Raw genomic sequence first — 26748 nt, forward strand, 5'->3', positions numbered from 1 at the left:
TCTCCCTGTGGCGCGCGGGAATCAGACCGCCCGCGCGGCGATGATCCGAGAGTACTCGCGACCGCTGTCCTTCACGGTGCGCTCCTGGGTGTCGTAGTCGACGCGCACGATGCCGAACCGCTTCTCGTACCCGCACGCCCACTCGTAATTGTCCATCAGCGACCAGTAGAAGTAGCCGCGCACATCGACGCCCGACTCGATCGCGTCGAGCGTCGCAGCGAGATGGTCGCGCAGGAAAGCGGTCCGTTCCGGGTCCGCGACCCGCCCACCCTGCAGCACGTCGTCGTAGGCGGCGCCGTTCTCGGTCACGTACAGCGGCACCCCGACGGCGTACTCGCTCGAGACCCGCTGCAGCAGGCGCGTGAGGCCCTCCGGCTGCACCTCCCAGTCCATCCCGGTGCGCGGCAGACCGCGCTCGACCCAGTGGATGCCCTCGACAGACGGGAACGGCGACGCGATCTCGCGCTGCTGGCCCTGGGTCTCGTGCCCGGTGCCCTCCGGGCCATCCGGCTGCGGATGCCCCGACACCAGGTCGCCGTGGTAGTAGTTGACGCCCAGGGTGTCGATCGGGGTGGAGATGATGCCGAGGTCACCCTCGTGCACGGCTGCCTGCCAGCGCGTCACCGCCTCCGCGTCGACCTTGCGGAGGTCGCGCACGACGTCGTCCGGGTACTCGCCGTGGAACAGCGGCGAGAGGAACCAGCGGTTGAACTGGCCGTCGATCCGGCGGGCGGCGTCGAGATCGGCCGGGTCGTCGGCGTCGGCGGGATCGGCGACCGTGAGGTTGAGCGTGAGCCCGAGGTCGAGCGACTCGTCGCGAGCGCGCAGCTCCTGCGTGGTGCGGCCGTGCGCGAGCAGCAGGTGGTGGGCGGCGAGCAGCCCGTCGCCGACGTCGGTGCGCCCGGGAGCATGCACGCCGGCGGTGTAGGAGAGGAACGATGAGCACCACGGCTCGTTGAGCGTCGTCCAGGTGGGTACCCGGTCGCCGAGCGCGTCGTGCACGGAGAGCGCGTACTCGACGAAGCGGTCGACGGTGTCGCGGCTGGTCCAGCCGCCGCGCTCCTCCAGGGTCTGCGGCATGTCCCAGTGGTACAGCGTCAGCCAGGGCGCGATGTCGTTCGCGAGCAGCTCGTCGACGAGCCTGCTGTAGAAGTCGAGCCCCTTCGCGTTCACCGGCCCTCCGTCGGGGCGCACACGCGCCCACGAGGTCGAGAACCGGTAGGTCTGCAGGCCGAGGCTCTTCATCAGCGCGACGTCCTGCGGCATCCGGTGGTAGTGATCGCAGGCGACGTCGCCGGTGTCGCCGTTCACGACCGCGCCGGGCACGCGGGCGAACGCGTCCCAGATCGAGGCGGTTCGACCGTCTTCGAAGGCGGCCCCCTCGATCTGGTAGGCCGCGGTCGCGGCGCCGAACAGGAAACCATCGGGGAAGGAGCGAGTCATGGCCTCCATGATGCCACCATGGGAGCGCTCCCATCTACCCTGGATCGCGTAGCCGACGACGGATGCGCGGAGCAGGAGTCGGCGTACCCTTGAGCGGTGACCTCAGACGCCCTGTCCCGCGCCGAATCCCTCATCCGCTCCGTTCCGGACTACCCGCAGCAGGGCATCCTGTTCCGCGACATCACGCCGCTGCTGGCGGATGCCGAGGCGCTGCGCGTGACCACGGAGGCCCTGGTCGCGCCGTTCGCCGGAGAGTTCGATGTGGTGGCCGGAATCGAGGCGCGCGGCTTCATCCTCGCCGCGGCCGCCGCCGTCACCGCGGGGGTCGGGATGCTGCCGATCCGCAAGGCCGGGAAGCTGCCGCGGCCGGCGGCATCCGTCGACTACGACCTCGAGTACGGCACCGCGACCGTCGAGATGCACGACGACCTGCCTGGCGGGTCGCGCGTGCTGCTCATCGACGACGTGCTCGCCACCGGCGGCACGCTCGAGGCCGGGCGGACGATCGTCGACCGTCTCGGTTACCGGCTCGCGGGCATCTCGGTGCTGTTCGAGATCGACGGCCTCGGCGGCCGCGATCGCATCGGCGACCTGCACACCGTCTTCCGCTCCTGAGGTCCGCGCGTCAGCCCCGGGCGGGCGGCCGAGCCAGATCCTCCGGCGCATCGCCGCACGCGATCGCCGCCCGGATCGACACTGCCGCGTGGGCGAGACTGCTCACCGCGACCAGCTGCCGGGCGCGGGCGTTGATCGCCACGAGCATGCGTCGCGCGATCTGGTCGGCCGAGCCGGTGGGGCCGAGCGCCGTCACATTTCGATCGGCGAGCGGCTCCAGGGCGTCGGCATAGGCCATCAGATCATCGACGTCGTAGTCGAGTCCGACCGCGGCGGCCGTGGCCAGTGCGTGCGCGAGACCCTGTTCGGCGGCCCCGGGTAGCCGCGCCAGTCGCGACGTCGCATCAGCTCGTGCGTGCGCTCCCGGAAAGGCGCGAGAGCGGGGTCGTCCGCGCTGGCCGGCGGTGTGCCGAGCGCGAAGAACTGACACGCGTTCATCACGTCGAGCGTGCTCGACTCCTCGTCGTCGATCAGAGACGTGAGCGCGCGGATCTGCTCGACGGATGCCCGGTACTCGTCGCGCATCAGCGCGATCAGCTGAGCGCGATCGACGTGCCGCTGGTCGTAGACGGCCGTCGTCTTGTTCCGCAGCCGGCCCGGCGGCAGGATCCCGACACGGATCCAGTGCTTGAGCGTCGACGACGCCACACCGCTCCGCACCGCCATCTCGCTGAGTTTCACGACTTCCCCCTGCCTCATTGGAGAGCACGAGCCCCTCCTGCTCTCCACGATGCGCACACCTGTCGAAGACTCTAACCTCGGGTTGGGGAATCATCCCGCACCCGGCCTCCGGCCGCGGTGCGATGAGCGTGGGGTATCGCTCACCGGGCCGGGCGGATGCACGTCGGGGGTGCTGCATCCGCCCGGACGGACTCCCTCCGCCGGACGATAGACTTGTCGCATCCCCGCCCGCGACCTTCGGAGCCTGCTATGCCCACCATCGTCGTCGACGTCATGCCCAAGGCCGAACTGCTCGACCCGCAGGGGAAGGCCGTCTCCGGCGCATTCTCCCGCCTCGGGGTCGAAGGCTTCGAGGGCGTCCGCATCGGCAAGCGCTTCGAGCTCGCCGTGCAGGGCGAGGTCACCGACGAGCTGCTCGCCGAGGCCAAGCGCGTCGCCGACGAGGTGCTGTCCAACTCCGTGATCGAGGACGTCGTGGGCATCGAGGTCGTCGAATGACCGTGCGCATCGGGGTCATCACCTTCCCCGGTTCGCTCGACGACCGCGACGCGCAGCGCGCGATCCGCATCGCCGGCGCCGAGCCCGTCGCCCTCTGGCACGGTTCACACGACCTCGACGGTGTCGACGCGCTGGTGCTGCCCGGCGGCTTCAGCTACGGCGACTACCTGCGCTCGGGTGCGATCGCCGCGCTCTCGCCGATCATGACCGAGGTCAAGGATGCCGCGGCATCCGGCATGCCCGTCCTCGGCATCTGCAACGGCTTCCAGATGCTGGTCGAGGCGCACCTGCTGCCCGGCGGGCTGATCCGCAACGACAACCAGCACTTCGTGCGTCGCGACCAGAAGCTCACCGTCGAGAACTCCTCGACCGCGTGGACCTCGGCATTCGACGCCGGCCAGGAGATCGTCATCCCGCTGAAGAACGGCGAGGGCGGCTACATCGCCAACGAGGACACGCTCGACCGGCTCGAGGGCGAGGGCCTGGTGGCCTTCCGTTACGCCGGCGTGAACCCGAACGGGTCGCTGCGCGACATCGCCGGCATCACCAACCCGGCGGGCAACGTCGTCGGCCTCATGCCGCATCCCGAGCACGCCACCGAGCCGGGTTTCGGCCCCGACACGGCTTCGGCGATGCGCTCCGGCGTCGACGGCCTGGGCTTCTTCCAGTCGGCCATAGAGGCCGTCGCCCGCGTCGCGGCCTGACCCACTTCTTCCGAGGGCCACATCGCGGCATCCGGCTGCCGGGACGCAGCATTTGCTGGCCCCTCATCCGAGGGCGGCGGAACGGATGCACGACCCGGGCACGGATGCACGACCGGGAGCGCGCCGACGCCGTGCATCCGTTCCGCCGTCGTGCAGGTGTACCCGATCGACACGGCGCCAGGCGGCGGCTCAGAGGCCGGCCGGCGGCCAGACGCCGATGATCAGCGCCATCACGACCACGGTGATCAGCTCGTGCGCGATGTTCAGCGTGGTGAGCCTCGTCGACCGCCCTTCGAAGGCGTCATGCGTGATGAAGCGCGCGGCGGTGAACCCCGCCCACAGCACGATCGAGGTCGCGACGGCGGCCCACAGGAACGAACCCTCGTAGAAGTGCCACGAGATGGATGCCGCGCCGGCGAGCACCCACGCGGTGATGAAACTGACGATCACGGTCGTGATCATCGGCCACAGCGGTCCGCGCGACGGCTGGTCCAGGTTCACGCCCGCGAGCTTCGCCCAGCGGTCGCCCATCACGGGCCGCGCGTACCAGACCGCGCCCACCACCATGCTCGACACCGTCGCCAGCAGCACCGCCCAGTAGTTGATCTCGGGAACCATGAGAGCCTCCTCGCTCGTGCGGCCAGGATACTGCGCCGTGTCCGTTGCCGCGGGAGCAGAATGTACGCATGACCGCATCCGACGATCACGTGCTCGGCCCCGGCCTGCTGCCGACGCCGTTCACCGCGGCGCAGATCCGCGACGCGAGCCGGAGCGGCAAGGAGATCCGGATGCTCGTCGAGCAGGCCGACGGCACGTCGTCCGAGCGCCTCAACCGGTTCCACGGCGCCGACGACGAGGGCGCGACGCTGGACCAGTGGAACGCCGACACCCCGGCTGAGGTGTCCTCACGACGCGTCAGCTGGAACGAGCTGCAGGAGCACGCCGCGTTCCCGATCGACAGCACCACCTCCTCGAGAGAGACGGTCGACCTGCCGCTCGGACGGCTGGAGTGCCTGCGCTACGACACCACCGGTGGTCAGGAGACGGCGACCTTCTGGCTCTCGCCCGCCCACCCCGGCATGCCGGTGCGCTACGAGTTCCGGACGGATGCCGGGACGATGCGCACGACGGTCCTGGATATCCGCGTTCCGTGAGGCGATCGGCGGTCGTGTGACACGGAACGGGGTCGACACGCCAGATGTCGGACGGTTCCGCGGAATCCGTCCGACAAGTGGCGTGTCGGCCCCGAAGTGTGCCGGCCTGACCTCAGGCGATGCCGCCGCCGTCGACCACCAGGGCGGAGCCGGTGACGTACGACGACTCGTCGCTCGCCAGCCACACCACGGCGGCGGCGATCTCACTCGGCTGGCCCATCCGGTTCAGCGGACGCTCGGCCGCCTCGGCGAGGAAGCCGGCCTGGTCCTGACCCAGCTGCTTGGCCTCGTCGCGCAGCATCCCGGTGTCGACGTCACCGGGATTGACCGAGTTCACGCGGATGCCCTGCGGGCCGTGGTCGATCGCGAGCGCGCGCGTCATGTTGACCACGGCGCCCTTCGAGGCGCAGTACGAGATGGCCTGGCCGCCGCCCTTGAGACCCCACCCGGAGCCCGTGTTGACGATCGAGCCGCCGCCGGACGCGGCCATGACCGGCACGACGTGCTTGCACATCAGGAAGATCGACCGCACGTTCACGCCGAAGACGCGGTCCCACTCCTCGACGGTGGTCTCCACGGCGGTGGTGCGGCGGATGATGCCGGCGTTGTTGAAGACGACGTCGATGCCGCCGAGCTCGTCGACGACGGATGCCACGACCCGCTCGATGTCGGCCTCGCTGGACACGTCGGCGGCGAGCGCGATCGCGGTGCCGCCGGCCGCGCGGATCTCCTCGGCCACAGCCTCGGCGGCATCGGCGTTCAGGTCGACGACGGCGACCGACGCCCCTCCGCGGCGAAGGCGAGCGAGGTGGCACGGCCGATGCCGCCGGCCCCGCCGGTGACGATGGCGTTCTTGTTCTGCAGACGCATGGTTCTTCCTTTCAGGCGCTTCCGGAGACTAGCGTTCCCGCAGCTCCGGTCGCGATGGTTGCGGGTGTTCGGCGCCGACACCCGCAAACGTTGAGACCGGAGCGGGCGGGGCGTCAGGGGTGGGAAGGTCGTAGAGCCGCTCGGGGGCGGCGACAGGGTAGAACGCGGTGGTCGACGTCCCGGTCGCGATGCGGACATGGCCGGCCAGGCGCGCGTCGAGGTCCGGGTCGCCGGTGTCGACGATGAGCGGATGCCCGCCCAGGTCGATGAGCTTCTGCTCGGGGGCGACGACGAGCAGCGGGTCGTCGCCGAGCGCCCGGATGACGCGGGCGGAGAGCTGCTGATTGCCCCTGCCGAGCAGGAACCCCTGCCCGCCGATCACGGTGACGACCGCCTTCGCCGGGCCCTGCGCGACCTCGTCGAGCAGCTGCTGCTCGGATGCGGCGGAGACCAGCAGCTCGCCGTCGCGGATCACATCGACCCCGAGCGCCGTCGAACGGATGCCGAGGATGCGGGCGACCTCGGCCGTGGTGCCGCCTGGGCCGAGCAGGTACCGCACGCCGGGTTCGAGGCGGGCGACGATTCCGCGTGCGGCGGCCTCGACCGCGGCCTGCTCGCTCGCCGGCGTCGCGGCCTTGCGGGCCTGGGTGCGACCGGGAACGACGGGGACCGGCAGCGTGCCGAACAGGGTGGGGCTGACCCGCACCCGCCGCAGCTGCTCCTCGTCGATGTCGAGCACCTCGCGCTCGGTCACGGGCAGTCCGCCGCGGCTCAGCCACTCGGATGCCACGGAGCCGGCAGCCCGCGGACTCACTGCGAACACCGGCGAGTACATCTTGACGCCCGCCGGGATGCCCAGTACCGCCGGCATCCGCTCGTCCGAGGCGCACGTCTCTCCGGCATCCGGCTTCCCGGCACCCGTCTCTCCGGCGTCCGCCGCTTGCAGATGGCGGACCGATCTGCGCGCGGCGGCGGCCACGCCGCCGGATCCTCCGCCATCTGCAGATTCGTCCGCCCGCCGCGGCTCCGGGGCATCGATCACGGCGTCCGGGTCACAACTCGTCCCGCTTTCCGTGCCGAAACACGGAACGGACTGCGACCTGAACGGGGTGGTGAGTCCGCGAACAACGTCGCGCATCGTGCCGTCGCCGCCGGCAACGAGGATCAACTCGCAGCCCGCGGCGGCGAGAGCTGCGACCGCCGCTGCCGTGTCGGCGGCATCCGTCGCCGCTTTCGAGTCGCGCAACCTGCCGGAATCCGCGCCCAGATGCAGCACATCGAGCGATTCGAACCGAGATACGGGGTCGTACACGACCCACGGCACCAGGCCGGCGGCGCGCACGGCATCGGCGCCCATCGCGCCGGATGCCGTGGCGATCACTGCACCCGGATGCCGGGAGGCGAGGACCTCGAGCGCCGTCAACGCGCGCAGGCCGGCGCGCGGGGCGGCACCCCGCTCCCGCGCCGAGCGCTGCACGTCCGCGCCGTCGGACCCGGCGAGCCCTGCGGGCCCGCCGACTCCGGCGACGGGGTTGACGACGAGTCCGATCACGCGACCACGGACGCTTCGACAGGCTCAGCGACCCAGGTGGACTCCACGCCGTCGGCCGGAATCTCGCCGAAGTGCTTCCGGCGGTAGGCGCGCCAGGTGATGGCCCAGCGCTCCGGGTCGTCGAGGTCGTCGTGGTGAGTGTGGTGCACGGTCTGGTTGTGCGGGGCGGTGCGGACGACCTCGGGGGTCTCGCGCGCCTCGCGGGCGACCTCTGCCAGCGCCGCGACGTACTCGTCGATCTCGGCCTTGGAGTAGCACTCGGTCGGCTCGAGCGTGAACGGCTGCGGCACGACATAGGGATGGTGACTCGTCCAGTAGTGGAATCCGTAGTCGGCCATCCTGATGCCGATCTCCTCGGAGGTGATGCCGGTCTGCTCGTACAGCTCCTGCCACGAGTAGCGCACCTGTTCGATGCGACGGCGGCCCGGGGCGTACGGTGCCGATGCGCCGGGGATCTCGAGGACGCGCTTCAGCAGGTAGTTGTTGTTCAGCACGGCGACCTGCGAGGCGGTCAGCATTCCCTCCGCGCCCAGCGCCATGATCCACGCATAGGCCCGGACGACGTGCAGGATCACGCCATGCGCGGGTGCGACGTGCCCGATCGACAGCTCGCCCGGTTCGCGCACCACGAATCCGTCGTCCGTCTTCTCGACGCGAGGACCGGGCAGGAACGGGGCGAGCGCGGTGCTGACCGCGTTCGCGGCCGCTCCCGGCCCGCCGCTGCCGTGCGGCGCGGCGAACGTCTTGTGCAGGTTGAACTGGCACACGTCGAAACCGGCGTCCCGCGCCCGCGTGATGCCGAGGACTCCGGCGGCGTTGGCCTGGTCGTACGAGGCGAGGGCGCCGACCTCGTGCGCGGCGTCCACCCATTCCTTGATGGCCGGGTTGTAGATGCCGGTGTCCTCGGGGTTGGTCACCATGATCGCCGCGGTGCGGTCGGACAGTGCCGCCTTGAGGGCGGCGAGGTCGGGATAGCCGTCGGCGTCGGGATAGATCGTGATCACCTTGTAGCCGGCGACCTTCGCCGCCGCCGCGTTCGACGGGTGGCTGAAGATCGTCGTGATGACCTCGTCGCGCTGCTCGCCCTCGCCACGGGACTCGTGGTAGGCGCGGATCATCGCGATGTTCGTCCAGATGCCCGCCGATCCGCCGGGCGACGCCAGCGACACGGCATCCATTCCGGAGATCTCGGCCATCAGCTGCTCGAGCCGCCAGATCATCTCCAGCGCACCCTGCGTGTCGGCCGGGTCCTGCGCGGGGTGCAGCGCGCGCAGCTGCGGCACCTCGATGAGCTGGTCGTTGATCTTCGGGGAGTACTTGATGGTGCAGGTGCCCTGCCCGATGTCGACGTTCAGGTCGGAGCCGAGGTTCTCCTGCGAGAGCCGCAGGTAGTGCTTGAGCACTCGCATCTGCGCCATCTCTGGGAGGGCCGGCGGGGCGGGCCGGCGCATGCCCTCGGGCAGGTCGGCGACGACGTCGCCGACGGCCTCGCGCACGGCGGGCTCCACGGCCGGGATGGCGAGTCCCCGCTCGCCAGGCGTGCTCAGCTCGAAGACGATCGGCTCGTCCCAGCTGGCCTGATGGAACCGGCGGGGGCTGGTCTTGGGTGCGATGGGAAGGCTCACTTCGACTCCTCCCTTCGGTCGTCGCTCAGTGCATCGCATGCCGCCTGCTCCTCGGTGTCGATGGCGGCCGCGATCGCCGCGGCGAGTCGGTCGATGTCGGATGCCGGGGTCGCGTCGGTGACGCACACCAGCAGAGTGCGCTCGTCGATGACGACGCCCGGCTCGATGCCCTGCGCACGCAGCGCCGTGACGAGGTCCGGTGCCGAGTGCACGGTGATCGTGAACTCGCGCAGGTGCAGCGCGTCGTCCCCCAGCGCCACGCCGGGGATCGCAGCGAGCCTCTGCTGCGCGTAGCGGGTGCGGGCCAGCAGCAGCTCACCGAGTTCCGCCATGCCGGACGGGCCCATCAGCGCGAGGTGCACGCCTGCGGCGATGCCCCACAGCGCGGCGGCCGTGCCGACCCATTCCTTGCCCTCCTCCCGGTGCGCGAACGACGTGCGGTCGTAGGCGACGTCGCCGAAGCCGTACTCCCCGGGGACGTCGGTGGACTCGAGGCCGAACAGGCGGGAGGGCAGCTCCATCACGAAGCGCGGGTCGTCGTGCACGGCGATGAAGCCCGCGTGCGCCCCGCCGAACCACTGGTGCAGACCGAGCGACTGGATGTCGCCGGTGACGATGTCCGCACCCTGCAGGGCGGGCGGGGTGAGCACGCCGTAGCCGATCGGGTCGGTGCCGACGACGAGCACCGCGCCGGCTGCGTGCGCGGCATCCGCGATCTCGCGCAGCCGGGTCTCGACCGCGCCGGTGAAGCTCGGCGTCTCAACCCAGACCGCGGCGACGTCGCCGCCGAGGCGCTCGCGCAGCGCGTCGAGGTCGGCGACCCCGCCGACCGGTTGGATCGGCTCGATCTCGAGCTGGGAACGGGTGTAGTCGCGCACCTTCGACGCCTTCTCGGGCAGCACGTCGCTGACGGCCAGCACCCGGGTGCGACCGGTGAGCCGCCCGGCCATGGCCAGACCGGTCGCGGTCGCCTGGTACCCGTCGTAGGTGGGGACGTTGACGACGTCCATGGCCAGCAGCTCCGCCATGAGCGACTGGTACTCGAACAGCGCCTGGAAGCGGCCGTGGTCCTCGTAGGGCTCCCCGGCGTAGGCGGTGAGGAACTCGCTGCGGCGGATCACCTCGTCGACGACCGCCGGCACGTAGTGGTTGTAGGTGCCGGCGCCGAGGAAGCTCAGGCGCTCCTCCGTGGTGCGGTTCTGCGCGAGGATGCCCCGCACGTGCCGCGCCAGGTCCTGCTCGGCCGGCAGCGGATCGGGCACGTCGAGCGGACGACGCAGCCGCAGCGCCTCCGGCACGTCGGCGTAGAACTCCTCGATGGACTCGGCGCCGACGGCCGCGAGCATCGCCGCTCGCGTCTCCGGCGCCGTGTTGGGGATGTAGGGATGCACGAAGGCAGTCGTCATGCTTGCTCCTTCACGGTTGCGGTTGCGGTCAAGAGTTCAGGGAAGGGGATGTCGTCGGTGTGCGGTGCGGCGAGCACCGCGACGCCGTAGGGGCCGAGATCGACGCGACCGTCGTGGGCCGTGCCGGTGAGCAGGTCGGTGCCGCGGGCGCTCCACGTGATCGGCTCGGCGCCGTGGTTCAGCAGGAAGGTGTAGTCGGTGCCGCCGTCGGTGCGGGTCACCGCCTCGGCGTTCACGTCGACGTCGGCGCGAGCCGGCAGGCCGGCCTCCCGGAGCACGTCGCGGAACACGGTGACCAGCCCCTCGGGCCGGAGCATGGCGCTGACGTACCAGGCGGTGCCGTCACCGGCGCGACGCCGGGTCACGGCGGGCAGCCCGTCGAGCACGCCGCCGGCGTAGCCGCCGCGCACCTCGGTGCCCTCGTCGGCCTCGAGCCACTCGCTCCAGTGCGGCACGACCAGATCCTGGTCGCCGTACCGGATGCTCGTGACGAGACCGTCGGGGATCGGCCACTGCTCGTCGACCTCGACGCCGAGCAGGTCGCGCAGCGGGCCGGGGGCGCCGCCGTCGTGCACCTTCTCCGTGGCATCCACGACGCCGGAGAACGGACCGACGACCAGGTGCCCGCCGCTCTCGACGAAGGCCCGCAGAGCGTCGGCCTGAGGCTGCTCGAGGATGTAAAGGTTCGGCGCGATCACGACGTCGTACCCGTCGAAAGGTCCCGAGGCGCGCACGGCGTCGACCGGCTGGCCGAGCGCGTGCATGCCGCGGTGCCAGGCGCGGGCCTGCTGCGCCCACTGCAGTCGCTGCGAGGGCAGCGACTCGATCTGCGTCGAGCCCCACCAGGAGTCGTGGTCGACGACCAGGGCGACCCGCGAGCGCACCCGGGTGCCGCGCACCGGCTCGAGCCTCTTCAGCTCGAGGCCCAGAGCCTTGGTCTCCCTGAAGCTGCGCGAGCGCTCACCGCGGTGGCCGAGCATAGACGAGTGGAACTTCTCCTGGCCGTACCTGGCCTGACGCCACTGGAAGAACATCACCGCGTCGGACCCGTGCGCGACGGCCTGCAGGCTCTCGACGCGGATCTTGCCCGGGGCCTTCGGCACGTTGATGTCGCGCCAGCTGGTGGCGCCGGCCGACGACTCCAGCAGCAGCCACGGCCGTCCGCCCTTGAGCGAGCGCATGTAGCCGTAGTTCAGCGCCGCCCCGACGTGAGAGGCGGGGTCGGCGGGCTCCGGGTAGGCGTCGTCGGTGACGACGTCCTCGACGGCCGCGAAGTCCCAGTAGTTCAGGTCCCGCAGCATGCTCATGAAGTTCGTGGTCACGGCGATGTCGGGGGTGACCTCGCGGAGCACGTCGATCTCGACCTGGAACAGCTCGAGCATCGCATCCGACGAGAACCGCTCGAAGTCGAGCAGCTGGGTGGGGTTGACCGGGCCCGCCGCCTTCTTCGGCGCTTCGATGTGCTCCCACGAGGTGTAGCGCTGCCCCCAGACGCTCACGCCCCAGGCCTCGTTCAGTCCGTCGAGAGAGCCGTACCGATCGTGCAGCCAGCGACGGAAGTGCCGGGTCGACTCCGGACACCAGCAGCGTGAGACGTGGTCGCCGTACTCGTTCGAGATGTGCCACATCGCCAGGCCAGGATGGTCGCCGTAGCGCTCCGCCATCGTGCGGGTCATCCGGGCGACGTTCTCGCGCCAGACCGGCGACGACGGGCAGTAGGTCTGCCGCGAGCCGAACTCCAGCCGGTGCCCGTCGGCGTCCCACGGGGCCATCTCGGGATGTGCGCGCAGCAGCCAGGACGGCGGGGTGGCCGTGGCGGTGGCCAGGTCGATGCGGATGCCGGCGTCGTGCAGCAGATCGAGGATGCGGTCCAGCCACGCCCAGTCGTAGACCCCGGGCTCGGTCTCCAGCTGCGGCCAGCTGAAGACCGGCAGGCTCACCATGGTGACGCCCGCCTCCTTCATCAGGCGGATGTCCTCGACCCAGGTCTCCTCAGACCACTGGTCGGGGTTGTAGTCGCCGCCGAAGGCGAGGGAATCGATCCGGACCTCCCGGATGCGCTCGTCGTCGCGCTGCTGGGTCACGAAGGCTCCTCTCTGAGTCTGGACAGAACCACTGTTCAATGTATTCTGTATACAGCAAGCGTATGGCGAATGAGGAGTCCGGTCAAGCCGTAGGCTGACCGCACCGGCCGAAGGGGAGTATCGATGCCTATCGAGCGCAAGAACCTGCGATCCCAGGTTCGTGAGGAGCTGCTCACGCGCATGCGCACCGGACAGGTGCAGCCGGGCGAGAGCATCAACGAGGTGCAGCTGGCCGGTGAGCTGGGGGTCAGCCGCACTCCCCTGCGCGAGGCGCTGATCGCTCTGGAGTCCGAGGGACAGATCACCAGCGAGAACGGCAAGGGCTTCCGGTTCGTGCCGCTCAGCGCCGGGGAGTTCGAGGATCTCGCGCCGGTGATGGCCGCCCTGGAGAGCCTCGCCCTCGAGCTCAGCCCGCCCGACGAGCTGAAGCGCGTCGGCGTTCGGCTGGTCGAGCTCGCCGAGGGCTTCACCGACGAGCACGTCGAGCACGCGCTCGTCATGACCAAGGACGACGAGTGGCACGCCCTGATGCTCTCGGTGTGCCCGAACCGGCGGCTGCTCGACGTGATCGAGAGCGTGCGCGGTTCGTTCCACCGCTACGAGGCGCTCCTGGTCGCCGACGACGTCAAGGTCGACCGTGTCGCCGCCGAGCACGCCGCGATCGCGCACGCACTCGCGGAAGGCGACGTGCCCGCCGCGGTCGAAGCGCTCAAGCTGAACTGGATGCAGGGCATGCGCCGCATCCTGGACAACTCGTCCAGCGCGTACTTCGAGGCCTGAGAGGCGCGGTCAGCCCTTGACCGCGCCTCCGAGGAGTCCCGCGACGAACTGCTTCTGGAACACCAGGAACAGGATGAGCAGCGGCAGCGTCGCCAGCAGCGAGCCCAGCATCAGCCCGGAGTAGTCCACCCTGCTCAGCCCGATCATCGTGTTCAGCGCGACCGGGATCGTGTACCTGTCCTCGCTGTTCAGCATGAGCAGCGGCCAGATGAACGAGTTCCACTGGCTGATGAACGTGTAGATGATCAGCGCCGCGATCTGCGGGCGGGCCACCGGCAGCACGATCCGGTAGAACGTGCGCAGCTCGGAGGCCCCGTCGATGCGCGCCGCCTCGATCAGCGTGGCGGGGAAGTCGAGGAACCCCTGCCGCATCAGGAAGATGCCGAACGCGTTCGCCAGGAACGGGATGATCAGGGCCTGATACGTGTCGATCCAGCCGGCGCTGGCCATCATCTGGAACAGCGGCACCAGAAGCACCTGCATCGGGATCATCATCGTCACGAGGATGACGCCCAGCAGCACGCCGCGACCGTCGGAACCGGTAAGTCGCGAGCCCGTACCCGCACATCACGCTGATGATCGAGCTGAAGACCGTGTAGAGCACCGCGACCAGCACGCTGTTGAGCATCACCTGGCCGAAGCCGATGCTCTCCTGCAGCCGTCCGAGGTTCGCCCAGAACTCGCCGCCGGGCAGCAGCGGCAGCGGCGTGACGAACAGGTCGCTGGTCTTGTGCGTCGAGGCGATGACCATCCACAGGAAGGGGATCAGCGCGAGCGCGCTCGCGATGATCAGCACGAGGTAGACGGGGCTGCGCAGCACCATGCGCCGCAGCAGCGGCTCTCCGCGCCGGCGATCAGGCATCCCGCTGCGTCGCTCGCGGCCGGTCGTGATCAGCTGCGTGGTCATGGCTTCTCCCTCATGATGCGGAACTGGATCACGGCGATGATGCCGGTGAGGATGACGAGCATCCACGCCAGAGCGCTCGCGTACCCGAAGTCGAACTGCTGGAAGCCGATCTTGTAGAGGTAGAGCACCGGGGTGAGGGTGGCGTTGTTCGGGCCGCCGCCGGTGAGGATGAAGTTCTCGTCGAACAGCTGCAGCGCGCCGATCGTCGAGGTGACGGTCGTGAAGATCAGCACCGGGCGCAGCTGCGGGACGACCACGTGCCAGAAGGTCTGCCAGCGCCCGGCGCCGTCGATGCGCGCCGCCTCGTACAGCTCGGCAGGGATGGACTGCAGCCCGGCCAGGATGATGACCATGTTGTAGCCGGTCCAGCGCCAGGTGATCGAGGCGATCACGGCGACGCGCGCCCACCACTCGTTGTTCAGCCAGTCGATGGGCCCGGCGCCGAACAGGGCGAGGAACTGGTTGAGCATGCCGCCGTCGGTGGTCATGATCACCCGGAACACGACCGAGTAGGCGACCAGGGTCGTGATCGCGGGCAGGAACGTGATCAGCCGGAAGCCTGACCGGAACCGCAGCCAGGCCTGGTTCAGCAGGTAGGCGAGCCCGACCGCGAGGGCGATCATGATCGGCACCTGCACCACGAGGATCAGCAGCGCGTTGCCCAGGCTCTTGAGCACCAGCGGATCGCGGAGCATCCGGGTGTACTGGTCGATGCCGACGAACGTCGACACACCGCCCGAGGTCTTGAAGAAGCTCTGCAGCAGCGAGACGGCGAGCGGATAGGCGAAGAAGATCACCAGCAGCGCGGCGGCGGGAAGGGCGAACCACATGCCGGGCCGGTGCATCCGAGCGGCGAACCGCCGGGCGGATCGGGATGCTCGGGGCTCAGGGCCGCCGGCATCCTGCGGGGCCTCGGAGCCGCGGCGGCTCGCACCGCGGCTCCGGGTCGTACTGGCGACGCTCATGTCAGCCGGCGATCTTCCGGCCGGTGGAGTTCGCGATCTGGGATGCCGCGTCGTCGAGCACCTTCTTCGGGTCCTCGCCGTTCAGCACGGCCGCCGCGACCGCGTTGGAGACCGCGTCGGCGGCGACCGACTGGTCTGATGTGAACGTGATCGACGGGATCTGCGGCGTGAGCTCGGCGAAGGTCTGGAACACCTTCTGTCCGCCGAAGTACTCGCTCGGCTGCTGGAAGTAGTCCGACTGCAGCGCGGGCAGGTAGGCGGGGAACAGCCCCTCCTCCTTCATCATGCTCGCCTGGTTGTCGCTGTTCGCGAGCACGAAGTCCATGAAGTCGGCCGCCAGCTGCGGGTTCTTCGCCTGAGTGGGGATGGCCAGGCCGGAGCCGCCGTTGTTCGACGTCGGCGCACCGCCGTCCTCGAACACCGGGAGGTCGCGCACGGCGTACTTGCCGGACAGCTCGGGGGCCTCCCCCTCGAGCGTGCCGATCCACCAGACCGCCTCCGGGGTGACGGCCGAATCGCCGTCCTTGGCGCTGGTGACGCTGGCGTCCCAGCCCTTGGCGTTCTTGATCAGCCCCTTCTGCTGCATGCTCTGCAGCAGTGTCAGGGTCTGCACGGCCTGGGAGGTGTTCACGGTGATCTCGCCGTCGGCGTCGAACAGCCCCTGACCCTGCTGCTGCAGCATCATCGAGAACGGCCCGCCCGACGACAGGTCGGCGGTGAGCAGCGTCTTGCCGGTCTTCGCCTTGATGGTCTCGCCCGCGGCGACCAGGTCGTCCCAGGTCTTGACGGATGCCGGGTCGATGCCGGCCTGCTCGAAGTAGTCGGTGCGGTAGAACAGGCCGACGGTGCCGGAGTCCCACGGCGCCATGCGCAGCTTGCCGTCGTCGTCGGTGCCGGTGTCCCATTTGAACGGGTCGAAGTCGGCCTTCTGGTCGCCGAACACCGGCGAGAGGTCGGCGAAGCCCTTCGGGAACTGGGTGATGTAACTCTGGTTCTTGTCGGTCTCGAGCGTGATCATGTCGGGAAGTCCGGTGCCCGCCTGCAGCCCGACCGAGATCTTGTCGTAGGCGTTGTCGTAGCCGATGTCGACGACCTTGATCGTGACGCCCTCGTGGTCCTTCTCGTAGTCGGCGCCGAGGCGCTTGAGCGCCGTGGCGGCGACATCCCAGGACCAGATGGTGATCTCGCCGGTGGCGCCGCCGTCCTTCTTCAGGGCGTCCCCTTCGCCTGCGGGGGCACCGCCGCCGAAGGCGCATCCGGACAGGGCCATGGCCGCCGTCGCCGTGATCGCCACCGCAAGAATTCCGCGTCGCTTCATCCTGACCTCCTCGTCATGAATTGGATATTGCATACAGTACACGGATGTTGACGTGGCCACCAGACCCCGCTCTCCATCTGCCGAGACCCCTCCAGAATGCCGAGACCCCTCCGCAGCGACGTGACTGCGGAGGGGTCTCGGCCAACAGGGAGGGGCGTCGAGAGACAGGTCAGTCCCGGCTGAGCATCACCGCCAGGTCGAGGAACAGCGCCGCCGACCAGCCGAAGGCCGTCGTCGCGCGCTCGGCCTTGAAGCCCGTGAACGGGTTGTAGTACTCGTGCGGCCCGCCGCCGTGCACGACCAGCCGAACGGTCTGCTCGCGCAGCGCGCGGGCGCGCTCCGGGTGGCCGGATGCCTCCAGGCCCTCGGCCACGAGGGCGCTGGTGTTGATCCAGATCGGGCCGCGCCACATCCGCTCCGGCGAGAAGTCGGGATCGGATGCCGCGACGGTGGGCAGCCCCCACTCCAGCGCGAAGCGCGCGGGGTCGTCGACCGCGGCGAGCAGCGCATCGCGGATGCCTCCCGGGAGCGTTCCGGTGAGCAGCGGCATGAGCCCCACCACCGTGTCGCTGTCGATGCGCCGGCCGTCGCCGAACGCGAGGAAACGACCGAGCCCCTCATCCCACATGCCGTGCAGCAGGCGCTCGGTGCGCGCTGCGCGCTCGAGGAAGCGCCCCGTCGCGGCATCCGGCTCGTAGCGCGACAGCAGATCGGCGATCTCACGGTCCTGGCGCACCAGGTACGCCCCGAGGTCGGGCGCAGCGGTCGGGATCGGCCCGTCGAAGATCGGGCTGTCGTCGAGACCCGACGAGTACGGATGCCCGTACTCCGGCATCCCGTCGCCGTCGAGATCGGAGCCGGTGAACCACCAGTCCTGCGAGCGGATGATCGTGGCGAGCTGCGTGCGCGCCCAGTCCGGGGCGTCCTCCGCCTCGAGCACCTTGCGCAGCGCCCAGGCCGCGAGCGGCGGCTTCGTCAGCGGCACCGGTGCGCTCGGGTCCGCCACCGCCGAGCCGGTGCGGCGCAGCTTCGCCCGATCGCCTTCGGGCAGGTCGTCGCTGGAGGCCAGCACGCCGAGCTCGTGCACGACGTCGGGCAGCTGCCCGTCGGCGCTCGGGAACCGGAACGCGATCTCGAGCTGCTCCCGCGCGAGTTCGGGATCGCCGTGCCGCAGGCCGACCGCGATGAAGTACGCGTCCCACTGCCACACCCCGACATAGCCGATCTTCGAGGGTACGACGCCTCGGGCGTCGCCGAGGGCGGGCAGCGACACGATGTTCGCGCCGAGCACCCACCAGCAGAACGCCGCCATCTGCTGCAGGTCGTCGCGGACGACCGGGCACTTCGCGAACCAGGCATCCCACCGCGCCTCGCACGCGGCGAGCGCCGCGGCGTGGTCGCCGTGTGACACGGTCACGGACCGGTCGGCGACGACCCCCAGCCGGATGCCGGCTTCGAGCGGATGCTCCTCGACCCGTCCGTCCGGGAACGCGAGGCGCACGCGGGTACCCGCCGAGCCGGACAGGCTCAGCGCGCCCGGCCCGTCAAAGGTCAGCGACGCCGCACTGACCGGGTCGTTGAGCGAGGGAGCGGAGCGACCGAGCGCCGTACTGAGCGAGCGAAGCGAGTCGAAGTGACGAAACGCGTCCACGTCACCCGAAGGCGTTTCGTCTCGCTTCGCTCGCTCAACGACCGGTGCGTCGCCGAAGGCGATGCGGTGCGGGAGCACGTCAGCCACCGGAAGGACCCGGCCGGCGGCATCCAGCACCGCGAGGCCGTCGAGCACGCGGCAGTCGTCCAGCCGGCGCTCGTACTCGGAGGTGTGCACGCGGAGCGTGCCGTCTGCGGCATCCTCGTCCCGGAAGACGAGCACCCGCGACTCCGGCAGGGTGAACGGGGCGGTGATCAGGTCGAGACGGCGACCTGCCAGGGCGGCGAGGCTCATCGTCCTCCCAGTCCCGAGGCGGCCATGCTGTTCAGGATCTTGCGCTGGCCGATCACGAACACGATCAGCATCGGCACCGTCGCGATCGCGGATGCCGCCATCACGAGCCCGTAGTTGATCGAGCCGAACTGGCTCTGGAACGAGGTCAGCAGCAGCGGCACGGTGAACAGGTCCGGCGAGTTCAGCAGCACCAGCGGGAACAGGAACGCGTTCCAGACGCCGAGGGCCGTGATGATCGCGAGGGCGGCGAGGCCCGGCTTCAGGTTCGGCAGCACGATGCTCCAGAAGATGCGCCAGCGTCCGGCGCCGTCGACCAGGGCGGCCTCCTCGAGCTCCCTCGGCAGCCCGAGCACGAACTGCCTCATCAGGAACACGGCGAACGGATTGGCGATCATGCCCGGCACGATCAGTGCGAGGTGCGAGTCCACCCATCCGAACTGCGACATCAGCAGATAGAACGGGATCAGCGTGACCTGCGAGGGGATCATCTGCGTCGCGAGGAAGATGATGAACAGCGCCTTGCTGCCCTTGAACCGGATGCGGGCGAACGCGTATCCGGCCATCGACGCGGTGATCAGGGTGCCGACGACGACCAGGATCGTGATGTACGCGCTGTTCAGGTACGCCTGCCCGAACGGCACCGCGTTCCACGCATCGACGTAGTTCTGGCTGGTCCACGGGCTGGGGAAGAAGGACAGCGGGTCCTTCAGCAGCTGCGGCAGCGTCTTGAACGATGTCAGAACCATCCAGATGAACGGGAAGACCATCGACAGGCCTGCGACGATCAGCAGGATGTGCAGCACGACGCTGCCGCCACGGCGCCTGGCGCCGCCGGTGGGGCGCCGGCGCTGCTTCCTGCCCGGGGCGATCAGCGCGACGGTCGAGTCGGTCGCCGGAAGCAGCGAGCCGTCGGTGAGGCTGGGGGTCGTGGTGCTCATTCGGGGTCGTCCTCGTAGTGCACGAACTTCTTCTGCGCGCCGAACTGGATCGCGGTGATGATCAGGGTCAGGATCAGCAGGATGATGGATGCCGCGCTCGACGGCCCGAACTCGAAGCGCCCGAAGCCCAGATCGTAGATGTGGTACACGATCGTGCGGGTGGCGTTGTCGGGGCCGCCGCCGGAGACCAGCACGTAGACGATGTCGAACGTCTGCAGCGACGAGATGAACGCGATCACCGACGAGAAGAACATGATCGGCGAGAGCAGCGGCAGACGGATGCTCCAGAACAGCCGCCAGGCACCCGATCCGTCGATGCGCGCCGCCTCGATGACCGAGGGCGAGATGTTCTGCAGCCCCGCCAGGAAGATGATCACGTTCAGCCCCAGCGACGACCAGATCGCGACGATGCACACCGCGATCAGGGCGAGCTTGGGGTCTTCCAGCCAGGCCGGCGGCGCGATGCCGAACACCTTCGCAATGAACGCCGACATCACGCCGTCGGAACGGAACATCTGCTGCCAGATCATCGCGATGGCGACCGTGGAGGTCATCACCGGGGCGAAGAACAGCATCAGATAGAGGGTGCGGGTCTTCAGCTTCTCCAGCGCGACCGCGACGATCACCGCGAGACCGAGGCCGATCGGCACGGTGACGGCCGCGATGATCAGGGTGTTCAGGATCGAGCGCCAGAGCAGCTCGTCCTGGAACTGCGAGGTGAAGTTCTCGAATCCGACCCATTCCAGGTCGCTCAACCCGTCCCACTTCGAGAACGCGAGCACGAGGCTCGCCGCGAACGGGACGACCACGAACAGGAACATGCCGATCAGCTGAGGACCGACGAAGACGTACCCCCATCGTCGGTCGCGGCGGCGCCAGGCCGCCTCCTTGCGCGCCACAGGGGCGGATGCCGCAGGCGTGGCCTGCGGCATCCCCCGTCGGTCAGAACAGCGGACATGTCACTTGGCCGAACGCTTCTTCACCAGGTCGGCAGCCTTGTCCAGCGCCGTCTGCGCGTCTTCCTTGCCCTCGTAGAGCTTCTGGAACTCCTCGGCGATCGCCACCGGCAGGCCGGGGATGCGGGCCTCGGCCGGGTAGTCCTCGAAGCCGATGTCGCGCATGTCGAGGAAGGTCTGGGCGTGCGCCGGATAGTCGTCCTCGAGCACGACGTCGTCGGCGCCCTTGATCGACGGCACGGCGTTGCCGCCGCCCTGCAGGCGGAAGGTCTGCCCCTCGGCACTCAGGAACTCGGTCCAGAACGTGAACGCGGCATCCTTGACCTTGGTCTTGCCGTTGATCGCGAGGAAGCTCGTCGCGACGCCGGTGGGCGCGGGCTCGCCGTCGGGGGTGGGCCAGCGCACGATGTCGTACGAGTCGTTCTTCACGTCGGCGCCCTCGAGCGATCCGATCGTGTAGCGGCCCTGCACGAAGAAGCCCGCCTTGTGGGTGACGAACTGGCTGTCCGCGCCGGCCGTCTCCGGCATGGTGTCGGCGACGACGAACGTCTTGCTCTGGAACAGGTCGCCCAGCTGCGCCATCAGGTCGACGGTCTGGTCGTCCTTGTTCGCTGTGAACTCGCCGGCCTCGTTGTAGGGCTCCTCCGCACCCTGCGACGACAGCCAGCTCCAGTGCGTCGCCCAGTAGTTCCAGAACATCGAGCCGATGAGCCCCTTGTCGTGGAGCTTCTGGTTCATCTCGAGGTACTTGTCTGTGGTCCACTCGCCGTTCTCGGCCAGGGTCGCCGGGTCGTCGGTCACGCCGGCGGCCTTGAGAGCCTCCTTGTCGTACCAGAGCACGTCCGGGTTGGAGTCGTTCGGGGCGGCGTAGTACTCGCCGTCCTTCTCGGCGGCGCCGAACAGGCCGGGGAAGAAGTCATCTGGCTTGGTCTCGCTGGCGTCCGACTCCATGAGCTTCTTCAGCGGCATGAGGCGCTTCGAGTCGACGAACTGCCCGACCATGTCGTCGCCGACGTAGAAGACGTCGGGTGCGGTGTTGCTGGTGAGCTGGGCGAGCAGCTTGGAGTGGTAGTCGCCGTAGCCCGCAACGGGCTGCAGCTTGACGGTGATGTCGGGGTGCCGCTTCATGAACTCCTTGTTGAAGTCCTTGTAGCGGCTGAGCTCGTCCGCCGAGCCCCAGGTCGACCAGACGACGGTCGCCTTGCCGTTCGCGTCGACGCTGCCGCCGCCGGAGTTGCCGCCGCTGCAGGCGGCCAGACCCGCGCCGAGCGCGAGGATCGCGCCGAGGGCGAGGGACTTTCTGATCGTTGCACGTGAGATTGCCAACGCTCTACCTCTTTCGTCCTTGGAAGGGTTCCGGTCGGGTGCCCGGGGTTGTGACTGCATCCGTATTCTGTATACAAAACGCAGTTATTGTCAAGGGTCGCGGACTAATCTCGGGTGCATGACCCTTGTCGTGACCGTGCCCACCGCCCGCCTCGCCACGAACATCGGCAGCCTGCCCGATGGGGTCGAACTGCACGTCTGGGACTTCACGACACCTCCGCCGGCATCCCGCCTCGACATCGTGGTGCCGCCCTACATGGGCGCGACCGGGTCGCTGTCGGCGCTGCAGGGACTGGATGTCGGACTCGTGCAGAGCCAGTCGATCGGCTACGACGGCGTCGCCGAGCGACTGCCGGACGGGATGCCGTTCGCGAATGCCGCCTCGGTGCACGAGACCTCGACCGCCGAGCTCGCAGTCACCCTGATGCTCGTCGCCCAGCGGCAGTTCCCCCGCTTCGTGCGCGCGCAGGACCGCGGCGAGTGGTCGCCGGTCTTCGCCGAGAGCCTCGCCGACCGTCGCGTGCTGCTGGTCGGGTTCGGCGGCGTGGGCACCGGAATCGCGAGACGACTGGCGCCGTTCGAGGTGGAGATGACCGCCGTCGCGCGCAGCGCGCGCGTGGAGCAGGTGGACGGCGTCGGCGAGATCGTCGTGCACGGCATCGAGGAGCTGTCCGCCCTGCTGCCAGAGGCCGAGATCGTCGTGCTCTCACTGCCCGGCGGTGACGCGACCAACCACCTGTTCGACTCCGGCGTGCTGGGCCGGATGGCCGACGGCGCCCTGCTGGTGAACGTCGGCCGCGGCCGCTGATCGACCCGGACGCCCTGCTCGCCGAGCTGCAGAGCGGTCGGCTGCGCGCCGCCCTCGACGTCTTCGAGCCGGAGCCGCTGCCCACCGGGCATCCGCTCTGGTCGGCGCCTGGTCTGGTCGTCAGCCCGCACGTCGGCGGCGCGTCGACGGCGATGAATCCGCGCATGGCGCGCCTGGTGCGCACGCAGATCGAGCGGATGCTGGCCGGCGAGCCCCTCTGAACGTGGTGATCGCCGGCGCCTGAGCGGTGCCGGGCCGGCGGCAGTTCGCCACAGTCATCGGCCGACTCACACGCCCAGGTCGCACTTCGTCACGCTCTCCCGCCCGCATTCCGGGACGAACTGCGACCTGAGCAGCGACCTCCCCGCCCCACACCGTGACCAACTGCGACCTGAGCACAGGTGGGCACGCGGGCCGGCGCGGAACGGGTCGCCGCCCGCCATTACGGTTGAAGGATGACGATCACCGCCGCCGCAGACGGCTCCGCCCTGGGCAACCCCGGCCCGAACGGCTGGGCCTGGTACATCGACGACGCGAACTGGGCGGCCGGCGGCTCTCCGCACGGCACCAACAATCAGGGCGAGCTGCAGGCGGTGCTCGAGCTGCTGCGCGCGACCGCCGGCACGGACGAAGACCTGCGCATCCTCTGCGACAGCAAGTACGTCATCGACTCGATCACCAAGTGGATGCCGGGCTGGAAGCGCCGCGGATGGCGCAAAGCCGACGGCGGCGCGGTGCTCAATCGCGACCTCATGGAGGCCCTCGACGAGGAGATGGCGGGGCGTGACGTGCGCTTCGAATGGGTCAAGGGGCACGCCGGCCACGATCTGAACGAGGCCGCCGACGAGCGCGCGAACGCCGCGGCCAAGGCGTATCAGCAGAAGCAGGAGCCGCGCCGCGGACCCGGCTTCACGATGGCGACCGGCGCCGGAGCGGCGGCAGCCGCGTCCGCCCCCGTCGCGGCTCCCGCGTCCGCGCGGACCCCGGAACGCGACGCCGCCGTCCGGTCCCGCGGGACCTCCGCGTCCGGCGCATCCGATTCCCGCGGGCCGGCCGGATCTGGCACATCCGCCACCTCACGCGCAGCCGCCGCCACCGCTCCCGCCGTCGCGCCGCAGCTCTGGGCCGAGGCATCCGATCTGCTCGAGGCGCTCGACCTCGGCCCCGCGGCCTCGCCCATCGAGCTGCGTGTGACCCTCTCGGCGGAGGAGCACGCGCGTCTGCGCGACCGTGCCGATGCGCAGGGCGTGTCGCTCGAGGAGGCCCTGCGCCGCCTGATCTGATCGAGTGGCCGCGCGGCGGCAGCCGAATCGATTCGAACCCAGCCCTGGCGCGACTGTAAGCGTTTGCAGTACCCTGGTGCTCATGACCCTCGAGCAGATCGCCGCCCCCGGTTCCGAATGGTGGCGCAGCGCCGTCATCTACCAGATCTACCCCCGCTCCTTCGCGGACGCGTCCGGTGACGGCATCGGCGACCTGCCCGGCATCACCAGCCGGCTCGACGCGCTCGAGCAGCTCGGCGTCGACGCCATCTGGCTGAGCCCGTTCATGACGAGCCCGCAGCGCGACGCCGGGTACGACGTGGCCGACTACCGCGACGTCGACCCGCTCTTCGGCACGCTCGCCGACTTCGACGAGATGCTCGCGCAGGCGCATGCCCGTGGCATCCGGGTCATCGTCGACCTCGTGCCGAACCACTCGTCCGACCAGCACGTCTGGTTCCAGGAGGCGCTGAGGGCCGCTCCGGGCAGCCCCGAGCGCGCGCGCTACGTCTTCCGCGACGGGCGCGGCCCCGGCGGCGACGAACCGCCGAACAACTGGGAGTCCGTGTTCGGCGGGGGCATGTGGGAGCGCGTCACCGAGGCCGACGGCACCCCCGGCCAGTGGTACCTGCACATCTTCGACGCCACGCAGCCCGACTTCGACTGGACCAACGAGGAGGTGCGGGAGGAGTTCCGCAGCATCCTGCGCTTCTGGCTGGACCGCGGCGTCGACGGCTTCCGCGTCGACGTGGCGCACGGCATGATCAAGGAGGCCGGTCTTCCCGACTACGCCCCGTGGCCGACGCCGACTCGATGGGCGGCGGCGAGGAGAACGTGCCGTACTGGGGGCAGAACGGCGTGCACGACATCTACCGCGACTGGCACAAGGTCATGGCCGAGTACGACGGTGACCGGGCCCTGTGCGGCGAGGCATGGCTGCCCACGCTCAAGCAGACCTCGCTCTGGGTGCGCCCCGACGAGATGCACCAGACCTTCAACTTCCCGTACCTGATGACGCCGTGGGATGCTGCGGCGCTGCGCGCCGTCATCCGCGAGTCGCTCGACGAGTTCGGCGGCGTCGGCGCGCCGAGCACCTGGGTTCTCTCGAACCACGACGTGGTGCGGCACGCCTCGCGCCTCGCGCTGACGGCGGACAACCCGCAGGGCGAGGGCATCGGGCCGAAGTCGGCGGGCAAGCCCGATCCGGTCGTCGGCCTGTCGCGCGGCCGCGCGGCGACCGCGCTCATGCTGTCGCTGCCCGGCTCGGCCTACCTGTACCAGGGCGAGGAGCTCGGCCTGCCCGAGGCGATGGAGATCCCCGACGAGTTCCGGCAGGACCCCACCTGGTTCCGCACGCACGGCGAGCGCTACGGCCGCGACGGATGCCGCGTTCCGCTGCCGTGGACGGCGGATGCACCGGCCTACGGCTTCAACGACACCGGAGACTCCTGGCTGCCGCAGCCCGACGAGTGGGCGCGCTTCGCGCGCGACGCCGAGGAGGGCGACGCCGGCTCGACCCTCAACCTCTACAAGCGCCTCATCGAGCTGCGCCGCGAGCACACCCTCGGGTGGGGCTCGCTGGTCTGGGAGGATGCGGGCGCGAACACCGTGGCGTTCCGCCGAGGCGGCATCCACGTCGTGGCCAACATGGGCACGGTACCGGTGGAGCTCGGCGACGACGTGACCTTCCTGGTGCAGAGCGAGCCGTTCGCCGGAACCGCCCTGCCCCCGAACACGACCGCCTGGTTCACGAGGGCCTGACCCCGTCTCGAGACTGCAGGCCCGCGCCGAGCCGGGGCGGCAACGCCACAGTCTCGGCGCGGGCTTGCAGTCTCGCAAAGCTCAGGAAGGAACGACGACGATGACGAGTATCGACGAGGTCGCCAAGCTGGCGGGCGTCTCCACGGCGACCGTGTCGCGCGCGCTCAGCGGACGCGGCCACGTGTCGGCCGCGGCGCGCGAGCGCGTGCAGGAGGCCGCCGAGCAGCTCGGCTACGTCGTCTCGTCGCGCGCCTCGAGCCTGGCATCCGGACGCACGCGCAACATCGGCGTGATCGTGCCGTACCTCGACCGCTGGTTCTTCGCGACCGTGCTGTCCGGAGTCTCGTCAGCGCTGATGAAGCAGGGGTACGACATCACGCTGTACAACATCACGGCGGATGCCGCGGTGCGGCGCGAGGTGTTCCACACGGCGCTGCGGCGCCAGCGGGTCGATGCGGTGATCGCTGTGTCGATCGAGCTCGACGACGACGAGTCGGCGCAGCTGCTCGCGCTCGGCCTTCCGGTGATCGCGATCGGCGGTCCGAACCCGCAGCTGAACACGCTCACCGTCGATGACACGGCGATGGCGCGGCTCGCGACCGAGCACCTGCTGGGCCTCGGGCACCGCGACATCGCGCACATCGGGGCGAACCCGGAGTTCGACCTCGACTTCCACGTGCCCAGCCAGCGCCGGCTCGGATTCGAGCAGGCGCTGGAGGATGCCGGGGTGCCGGTCAACCACGCGTTCCTCGAACCCGCGGACTTCACCGTCGACGGCGGCTTCCGTGCTGCGAAACAGCTGCTCGGGCGGCCCGGTCCCCGACCCACCGCGATCTTCGCGGCATCCGACGAGATGGCGATCGGCGCCATCCTGGCCGCGCGCGACCTGGGCTTCCGCGTGCCGGAGGACCTCTCGGTGATCGGCATCGACGGGCACGAGCTGGGCGAGTTCTTCCAGCTCACCACGGTCGACCAGTTCCCGCTGGGCCAGGGCGAGCGGGCTGCGACCGCCGTGCTGGCCCGACTCGAGGACGACGCCGCGCCCGCGCCGCAGACCGCGCTGCCCTTCGAGCTCATCGTGCGCGGCACGACGGCTCTGCAGCATCCGCGCACCTCGTCCCGGCGCTGAGCCGCCGCGACCAGAGGGACA

The 26748-nt window shown here is 69.8% G+C and carries 25 protein-coding genes and 1 pseudogene; 10 read left to right on the forward strand and 16 right to left on the reverse strand.

What is annotated here, in order from left to right; all coding sequences use genetic code 11:
• Positions 1-21: 21 nt before the first annotated feature.
• Positions 22-1443: a GH1 family beta-glucosidase gene (locus L2X99_RS12555; protein ID WP_236126834.1), complete on the reverse strand. Its 1422-nt coding sequence runs from the start codon at positions 1441-1443 to the stop codon at positions 22-24.
• 96 nt (positions 1444-1539) lie between these two features.
• Here L2X99_RS12555 and L2X99_RS12560 point away from each other — a divergent pair, with 96 nt between their 5' ends.
• Positions 1540-2058: an adenine phosphoribosyltransferase gene (locus L2X99_RS12560; protein WP_236135197.1), complete on the forward strand. Its 519-nt coding sequence runs from the start codon at positions 1540-1542 to the stop codon at positions 2056-2058.
• A 10-nt stretch (positions 2059-2068) separates the two neighbouring features.
• Here L2X99_RS12560 and L2X99_RS12565 read toward each other — a convergent pair whose 3' ends face one another.
• Positions 2069-2296: a hypothetical protein gene (locus L2X99_RS12565; protein WP_236126441.1), complete on the reverse strand. Its 228-nt coding sequence runs from the start codon at positions 2294-2296 to the stop codon at positions 2069-2071.
• Positions 2296-2739 (reverse strand): MerR family transcriptional regulator, encoded by a 444-nt coding sequence (locus L2X99_RS12570; RefSeq protein WP_236126440.1) that lies wholly within the window; start codon positions 2737-2739, stop codon positions 2296-2298. Before L2X99_RS12570 ends, L2X99_RS12565 begins: the two co-directional genes overlap by 1 nt.
• Before the next feature lie 249 nt (positions 2740-2988).
• Between L2X99_RS12570 and L2X99_RS12575 the strand changes: the two genes are divergently transcribed.
• On the forward strand, positions 2989-3237 hold the full coding sequence (locus L2X99_RS12575) for a phosphoribosylformylglycinamidine synthase subunit PurS (RefSeq protein ID WP_236126439.1): 249 nt from the start codon (positions 2989-2991) through the stop codon (positions 3235-3237).
• Positions 3234-3941, forward strand: a complete 708-nt coding sequence (gene purQ / locus L2X99_RS12580; RefSeq protein WP_236126438.1) for a phosphoribosylformylglycinamidine synthase subunit PurQ — start codon at positions 3234-3236, stop codon at positions 3939-3941. Before L2X99_RS12575 ends, purQ begins: the two co-directional genes overlap by 4 nt.
• 189 nt (positions 3942-4130) lie before the next feature.
• Here purQ and L2X99_RS12585 read toward each other — a convergent pair whose 3' ends face one another.
• On the reverse strand, positions 4131-4559 hold the full coding sequence (locus L2X99_RS12585) for a DUF1761 domain-containing protein (protein ID WP_236126437.1): 429 nt from the start codon (positions 4557-4559) through the stop codon (positions 4131-4133).
• Positions 4560-4627: 68 nt separating this feature from the next.
• Between L2X99_RS12585 and L2X99_RS12590 the strand changes: the two genes are divergently transcribed.
• Positions 4628-5095: a DUF3108 domain-containing protein gene (locus tag L2X99_RS12590; RefSeq protein WP_236126436.1), complete on the forward strand. Its 468-nt coding sequence runs from the start codon at positions 4628-4630 to the stop codon at positions 5093-5095.
• 112 nt (positions 5096-5207) lie between these two features.
• Here the strand turns inward: L2X99_RS12590 and L2X99_RS12595 are convergent, their stop codons facing one another.
• From L2X99_RS12595 to L2X99_RS12615, 5 genes are all read right to left on the reverse strand, one after another.
• A complete protein-coding gene (locus L2X99_RS12595) occupies positions 5208-5858 on the reverse strand; it encodes an SDR family NAD(P)-dependent oxidoreductase (protein ID WP_236126833.1) in 651 nt (216 codons plus the stop codon).
• Between the two features lie 135 nt (positions 5859-5993).
• Positions 5994-7517 (reverse strand): ATP-NAD kinase family protein, encoded by a 1524-nt coding sequence (locus L2X99_RS12600; RefSeq protein WP_236135198.1) that lies wholly within the window; start codon positions 7515-7517, stop codon positions 5994-5996.
• Positions 7514-9142, reverse strand: coding sequence for an aminomethyl-transferring glycine dehydrogenase subunit GcvPB (gene gcvPB / locus L2X99_RS12605; RefSeq protein ID WP_236126434.1), 1629 nt, complete (start codon positions 9140-9142; stop codon positions 7514-7516). Before gcvPB ends, L2X99_RS12600 begins: the two co-directional genes overlap by 4 nt.
• Positions 9139-10548: an aminomethyl-transferring glycine dehydrogenase subunit GcvPA gene (gcvPA, locus tag L2X99_RS12610; RefSeq protein WP_236126433.1), complete on the reverse strand. Its 1410-nt coding sequence runs from the start codon at positions 10546-10548 to the stop codon at positions 9139-9141. The genes gcvPB and gcvPA overlap by 4 nt, the downstream gene beginning before the upstream one ends.
• Positions 10545-12632, reverse strand: a complete 2088-nt coding sequence (locus L2X99_RS12615; RefSeq protein ID WP_236126432.1) for a beta-galactosidase — start codon at positions 12630-12632, stop codon at positions 10545-10547. Before L2X99_RS12615 ends, gcvPA begins: the two co-directional genes overlap by 4 nt.
• Positions 12633-12755: 123 nt before the next feature.
• Here L2X99_RS12615 and L2X99_RS12620 point away from each other — a divergent pair, with 123 nt between their 5' ends.
• Entirely contained in the window at positions 12756-13412 is a 657-nt protein-coding gene (locus L2X99_RS12620; RefSeq protein ID WP_236126431.1) for a GntR family transcriptional regulator, read from the forward strand.
• 9 nt (positions 13413-13421) lie between these two features.
• On the opposite strand, the gene L2X99_RS12625 is transcribed toward L2X99_RS12620, so the two are convergent.
• The 7 genes from L2X99_RS12625 to L2X99_RS12655 form a co-directional block, all read right to left on the reverse strand.
• Positions 13422-13934, reverse strand: coding sequence for a carbohydrate ABC transporter permease (locus tag L2X99_RS12625; RefSeq protein ID WP_236126430.1), 513 nt, complete (start codon positions 13932-13934; stop codon positions 13422-13424).
• A gap of 381 nt (positions 13935-14315) precedes the next feature.
• A complete protein-coding gene (locus L2X99_RS12630) occupies positions 14316-15284 on the reverse strand; it encodes a carbohydrate ABC transporter permease (protein ID WP_236126429.1) in 969 nt (322 codons plus the stop codon).
• A gap of 1 nt (position 15285) precedes the next feature.
• Positions 15286-16602 (reverse strand): ABC transporter substrate-binding protein, encoded by a 1317-nt coding sequence (locus L2X99_RS12635; protein WP_236135199.1) that lies wholly within the window; start codon positions 16600-16602, stop codon positions 15286-15288.
• A gap of 169 nt (positions 16603-16771) precedes the next feature.
• Positions 16772-18547 (reverse strand): amylo-alpha-1,6-glucosidase, encoded by a 1776-nt coding sequence (locus L2X99_RS12640; RefSeq protein ID WP_236126427.1) that lies wholly within the window; start codon positions 18545-18547, stop codon positions 16772-16774.
• Positions 18544-19485 (reverse strand): carbohydrate ABC transporter permease, encoded by a 942-nt coding sequence (locus L2X99_RS12645; RefSeq protein ID WP_236126426.1) that lies wholly within the window; start codon positions 19483-19485, stop codon positions 18544-18546. Before L2X99_RS12645 ends, L2X99_RS12640 begins: the two co-directional genes overlap by 4 nt.
• Positions 19482-20417, reverse strand: a complete 936-nt coding sequence (locus L2X99_RS12650; RefSeq protein ID WP_236126425.1) for a carbohydrate ABC transporter permease — start codon at positions 20415-20417, stop codon at positions 19482-19484. Before L2X99_RS12650 ends, L2X99_RS12645 begins: the two co-directional genes overlap by 4 nt.
• A gap of 27 nt (positions 20418-20444) precedes the next feature.
• Complete coding sequence (locus L2X99_RS12655; RefSeq protein ID WP_236126424.1) at positions 20445-21767, reverse strand: ABC transporter substrate-binding protein; 1323 nt, start codon at positions 21765-21767, stop codon at positions 20445-20447.
• Between the two features lie 118 nt (positions 21768-21885).
• Here L2X99_RS12655 and L2X99_RS12660 point away from each other — a divergent pair, with 118 nt between their 5' ends.
• The 5 genes and pseudogenes from L2X99_RS12660 to L2X99_RS12675 all read left to right on the forward strand — a co-directional run bounded on the left by L2X99_RS12660 (position 21886) and on the right by L2X99_RS12675 (position 26727).
• Entirely contained in the window at positions 21886-22575 is a 690-nt protein-coding gene (locus L2X99_RS12660; protein WP_329608016.1) for an NAD(P)-dependent oxidoreductase, read from the forward strand.
• Between the two features lie 41 nt (positions 22576-22616).
• Positions 22617-22796, forward strand: a complete 180-nt coding sequence (locus L2X99_RS18380) for an NAD(P)-dependent oxidoreductase (RefSeq protein WP_329608183.1) — start codon at positions 22617-22619, stop codon at positions 22794-22796.
• A 234-nt stretch (positions 22797-23030) separates the two neighbouring features.
• Positions 23031-23858, forward strand: coding sequence for a ribonuclease H family protein (locus L2X99_RS12665; protein ID WP_236126423.1), 828 nt, complete (start codon positions 23031-23033; stop codon positions 23856-23858).
• 82 nt (positions 23859-23940) lie between these two features.
• Positions 23941-25598: pseudogene (locus L2X99_RS12670) on the forward strand (glycoside hydrolase family 13 protein).
• A 100-nt stretch (positions 25599-25698) separates the two neighbouring features.
• Complete coding sequence (locus L2X99_RS12675; RefSeq protein WP_236135200.1) at positions 25699-26727, forward strand: LacI family DNA-binding transcriptional regulator; 1029 nt, start codon at positions 25699-25701, stop codon at positions 26725-26727.
• Positions 26728-26748: the final 21 nt, after the last annotated feature.

The sequence above is a fragment of the Microbacterium sp. KUDC0406 genome (genome assembly GCF_021582875.1).
Lineage (GTDB): Bacteria > Actinomycetota > Actinomycetes > Actinomycetales > Microbacteriaceae > Microbacterium.

Excerpts from the sequence above, each read along its gene's own strand:
- L2X99_RS12640 (WP_236126427.1), bottom strand. The coding sequence starts at position 18,547 with ATGAGCCTCGCCGCCCTGGCAGGTCGCCGTCTCGACCTGATCACCGCC.
- purQ (WP_236126438.1), top strand. The coding sequence starts at position 3,234 with ATGACCGTGCGCATCGGGGTCATCACCTTCCCCGGTTCGCTCGACGAC.
- L2X99_RS12660 (WP_329608016.1), top strand. The coding sequence starts at position 21,886 with ATGACCCTTGTCGTGACCGTGCCCACCGCCCGCCTCGCCACGAACATC.
- L2X99_RS12590 (WP_236126436.1), top strand. The coding sequence starts at position 4,628 with ATGACCGCATCCGACGATCACGTGCTCGGCCCCGGCCTGCTGCCGACG.
- L2X99_RS12645 (WP_236126426.1), bottom strand. The coding sequence starts at position 19,485 with ATGAGCACCACGACCCCCAGCCTCACCGACGGCTCGCTGCTTCCGGCG.
- L2X99_RS12565 (WP_236126441.1), bottom strand. The coding sequence starts at position 2,296 with ATGGCCTATGCCGACGCCCTGGAGCCGCTCGCCGATCGAAATGTGACG.
- L2X99_RS12630 (WP_236126429.1), bottom strand. The coding sequence starts at position 15,284 with ATGAGCGTCGCCAGTACGACCCGGAGCCGCGGTGCGAGCCGCCGCGGC.
- L2X99_RS12675 (WP_236135200.1), top strand. The coding sequence starts at position 25,699 with ATGACGAGTATCGACGAGGTCGCCAAGCTGGCGGGCGTCTCCACGGCG.
- L2X99_RS12555 (WP_236126834.1), bottom strand. The coding sequence starts at position 1,443 with ATGACTCGCTCCTTCCCCGATGGTTTCCTGTTCGGCGCCGCGACCGCG.
- L2X99_RS12650 (WP_236126425.1), bottom strand. The coding sequence starts at position 20,417 with ATGCCGCAGGCCACGCCTGCGGCATCCGCCCCTGTGGCGCGCAAGGAG.
- L2X99_RS12575 (WP_236126439.1), top strand. The coding sequence starts at position 2,989 with ATGCCCACCATCGTCGTCGACGTCATGCCCAAGGCCGAACTGCTCGAC.
- L2X99_RS12635 (WP_236135199.1), bottom strand. The coding sequence starts at position 16,602 with ATGAAGCGACGCGGAATTCTTGCGGTGGCGATCACGGCGACGGCGGCC.
- gcvPA (WP_236126433.1), bottom strand. The coding sequence starts at position 10,548 with ATGACGACTGCCTTCGTGCATCCCTACATCCCCAACACGGCGCCGGAG.
- L2X99_RS12585 (WP_236126437.1), bottom strand. The coding sequence starts at position 4,559 with ATGGTTCCCGAGATCAACTACTGGGCGGTGCTGCTGGCGACGGTGTCG.
- L2X99_RS12620 (WP_236126431.1), top strand. The coding sequence starts at position 12,756 with ATGCCTATCGAGCGCAAGAACCTGCGATCCCAGGTTCGTGAGGAGCTG.
- L2X99_RS12665 (WP_236126423.1), top strand. The coding sequence starts at position 23,031 with ATGACGATCACCGCCGCCGCAGACGGCTCCGCCCTGGGCAACCCCGGC.